We start from the raw sequence: 3494 nt of genomic DNA, 5'->3' as shown, positions 1-3494 counted from the left end.
AAAAAAGACAGCGGCATCAAACCAAGGACGGTTCACTACTCGCCTGCATAACCCCGGAAACAAAGGACTCGCTGTGCTGACGAGTCCTGAAAATGACATCGAGAGCAAAAAATTCAGGAGTCGCGCTCTCGCCGTCTGCGAACGACGAGCCAGAGACAACAGCCACGATAGCGAGATTGTCATTTGGATGGACCCTCAGCGATGTAGTGCATTGTTGGGGTGATACGCATGGATGCGTCTGTTAGAGCAAAATTGTAAACCTTGCGCCGCGACGGCAGAAGCGACCGACTTCCACGATGTGAATATTTGATACCCTATTGTGGAAATGTGTGATTTACCTTACTGTAGTTTGTATCCTCAATGTTGAGGATCAATTCAGAGATTGGTTTAGGTTAATGTCCATTCCCCAACCTGCTGCGCTGAAAGCGAGTTCGGTCGCAGCCAAGAGACGCCAGGCACTGCTGCCAGCGCTTCTTTTGAACAGTTCTGATCGCTCCGGCGGCGCATTCAGAGTCCGAATACGACCGCCGCAGGCAGATCCCCGCAGCTGTCAAGAACATGGAGTTCGGCCCTAGGAACGGGCACGAAAAATCTCCTCGCACTCCGCCCAGTTAAGTTCATGGCCCAGTGCTGATAAGCCGTCGATGCATCCACTAATGTTTGCTCCGGCCCGCAAAATTTCAATGCCAATTCTTCCGGATTCCCTGCATGCCGACGCAAAAGCTGAGCCTCGGTCAACGCAGCCGAACTCGGCGAGAGGCGTCGTCTCCTTCTCTCACTGCACTCCACGTACCTCGGATCCAGGGCATCACCCGCTCCGGATCCGCATGCCCAGACGTGCAACCGCAGACAAATCTTCGTCACACGATAGGACTCCCAATGAGTACAGATCCAACAGCGCCGGTAGAGGTACACAGCCACCATCACGGGTTCCATCCCGATCCGATCATGCACCACCCGCCTGAGTCTGCTTCGAATGTGCCAGGGCTACCGGACATTAGTGAGCGGCTGTACAACCAGGATCTGGCCCCGACCAAGGGAGAGGGCCGGCGATGGAGCAGTTACAGCATTTTCACGCTCTGGGCCAACGATGTGCATAGCCTGGGAAACTACGGCTTCGCCATTGGCCTGTTCGCACTCGGCCTCGGCGCCTGGCAGATTCTGATGGCTCTGGGCGTAGGAGCCGTCTTGTTGTTCGGTCTCCTGTCCTTTTCGGGTTTCATGGGGTACAAAACGGGTGTCCCTTTCCCGGTGATGAGCCGCATCTCCTTTGGGATCCATGGCGCCCAGATTCCGGCGCTAATTCGTGGTGGTGTAGCTATCGCTTGGTTCGGAATTCAGACTTACCTCGCATCACTGGTCCTTCGTGTCTTGCTGATCGCACTAGCGCCGGGACTGGATAATCTCGACCACAACTCCATCCTCGGACTCTCTACTCTGGGATGGCTGACTTTCCTCGCCCTCTGGTTGGTTCAGGTCATCATCGTCCGCTATGGCATGGACATGATCCGCAAGTATGAGGCTTTTGCCGGGCCCATCATCCTTTTCACGATGGTCGCTCTGGCGATCTGGATGTTCGCAAAAGCGGGCGGCTCGATTGCCCTGTCAAAGCCCGATGCCCTAACCGGTGGCGAAATGTGGCGTGAAATCTTCGCCGGTGGAGCTCTTTGGGTCTCGATCTACGCAACGTTTGTGCTGAACTTTTGCGACTTCACCCGTTCTGCGAAGAGCCGCAAGGCCATCGTTAAAGGCAACTTCTGGGGCATCCCGATTAACATGCTCCTGTTTGGCCTAATCGTTGTCGTCATCACGGGCGCCCAGTTCAAGATCAATGGTGTAATCATCAGCAGCCCGGCTGACATTGTCCAGGCCATCCCGAATACCTTCTTGCTCGTCTTGGCCGCACTGGCCTTGCTAGTACTGACCATCGCCGTGAACCTGATGGCCAACTTCGTTGCACCCATTTACGCCCTGACCAACTTGTTGCCGAAGAAGCTCAACTTCCGCCGGGCCAGCCTAGTTAGCGCCGTCATCGGCTTGATCATTTTGCCGTGGAACCTTTACAACAGCCCGGCAGTGATCTTCTATTTCCTCGGAGGTCTCGGTGCGCTGCTTGGCCCTCTGTTTGGCGTCATCATGGCCGATTACTGGCTCCTGCGTAAAGCCAAGATCAACGTACCCGAGCTCTATACGGAGGCCCGCACCGGCGCGTACTTCTACACCAAAGGCATCAATTCAAGGGCCATCATCGCCTTCATTCCCGCTGCTCTGATCTCCTTGCTGATTGCCTACATCCCTGCTCTCCACACTGTTTCACCGTTCGCATGGTTCTTCGGTGCCGGTATTGGAGCCGTGGTTTACTTCGCCGTTGCTGACCGCAGCCGGACTTTCGACGACGTCTCCGGGGAACCGATCGCCATCCCCAGCATGCACTAATCATTTTTCAAACGCTGGCGTGCAGCCCTCTTGAGGACTGCCCCCGCAACGGCACCACAGAAAGCGAATACATTCAATGCGTATCCTCGTCGCCAACGTCAACACCACGGTCTCTATGACTGAATCCATCGCCGCGCAGGCCCGCAGTGTAGCGGCTCCCGGAACGGAAATCATCGGCATCACCCCGCGTTTTGGTGCCGATTCCTGCGAAGGAAATTTTGAAAGTTATCTAGCTGCAATTGCTGTCATGGACGCAATACTGGCGTACCCGGAGCCGTTCGATGCCGTCATTCAGGCCGGCTACGGTGAGCACGGCAGGGAGGGGTTGCAGGAACTACTGGATGTCCCCGTCGTTGACATCACCGAGGCTGCGGCAAGCACAGCAATGTTCCTGGGCCATAAATATTCGGTTGTGACCACACTGGACAGGACAGTGCCGCTGATTGAGGACCGGCTTAAACTCGCAGGCCTGGATGCCCGGTGCGCCTCGGTGCGTGCCAGTGGACTGGGAGTGCTTGAACTGGAGGAATTTCCCGACCGGGCAGTGTCCGCAATCATTGACCAGGCCACGCAGGCAGTGGAGGAGGACAAGGCAGAAGTCATCGTCTTAGGTTGCGGCGGCATGTCCGGCCTGGATGAGCAGATCCGCACGCGGTTGGGTGTTCCCGTGGTCGACGGCGTCGCCGCCGCAGTCACCATCGCAGAATCGTTGGTCCGGCTCGGACTGAGCACCTCAAAAGTCCGAACCTACGCCACGCCACGGCCTAAGAAAGTCATAGGCTGGCCTCTGCCCGCAACGCTGGAACAATAAGACCATACGGGAATCGACTTCAGCCAGGTTCACCCCACATTCGTCGTTTGCATATCCGCACCAGGTGATTAGGAACAATCCAATGACTGACCCCACATCCAACACTTTCGATCTCGTCATTCGCGGTAAGCGGGTGCTGACCACCGCCGGCATCGCTGCCCGCGAAGTCGGTGTCCGCAACGGTGTCGTCGTCGCGCTCGAACCGCTGGGCAACAAGTTGCGCGGCCGCGAGGAAATTGAACTGGCC

The 3494-nt window shown here is 56.6% G+C and carries 2 protein-coding genes and 1 pseudogene; all 3 read left to right on the top strand.

Features of this window, described 5'->3' with window-relative positions:
• Nucleotides 1-948: 948 nt before the first annotated feature.
• Nucleotides 949-2436: an NCS1 family nucleobase:cation symporter-1 gene (locus tag AAGW05_RS18355; RefSeq protein ID WP_411806000.1), complete on the top strand. Its 1488-nt coding sequence runs from the start codon at nt 949-951 to the stop codon at nt 2434-2436.
• Between the two features lie 76 nt (nt 2437-2512).
• Complete coding sequence (locus tag AAGW05_RS18350) at nt 2513-3247, top strand: aspartate/glutamate racemase family protein (protein ID WP_411805999.1); 735 nt, start codon at nt 2513-2515, stop codon at nt 3245-3247.
• An 82-nt stretch (nt 3248-3329) separates the two neighbouring features.
• Nucleotides 3330-3494 (top strand): annotated as a pseudogene (locus AAGW05_RS18345) (allantoinase); the annotation flags it as partial.

Source organism: Arthrobacter sp. LAPM80, assembly GCF_046736435.1.
Lineage (GTDB): Bacteria > Actinomycetota > Actinomycetes > Actinomycetales > Micrococcaceae > Specibacter.
The sequence above is the reverse complement of the archived record's forward strand: the minus strand, read 5'-3'. Positions and strand labels throughout refer to the sequence as shown.

Coding starts and splice junctions, on each gene's coding strand:
- AAGW05_RS18350 (WP_411805999.1), top strand. CDS start 2,513: ATGCGTATCCTCGTCGCCAACGTCAACACCACGGTCTCTATGACTGAA.
- AAGW05_RS18355 (WP_411806000.1), top strand. CDS start 949: ATGCACCACCCGCCTGAGTCTGCTTCGAATGTGCCAGGGCTACCGGAC.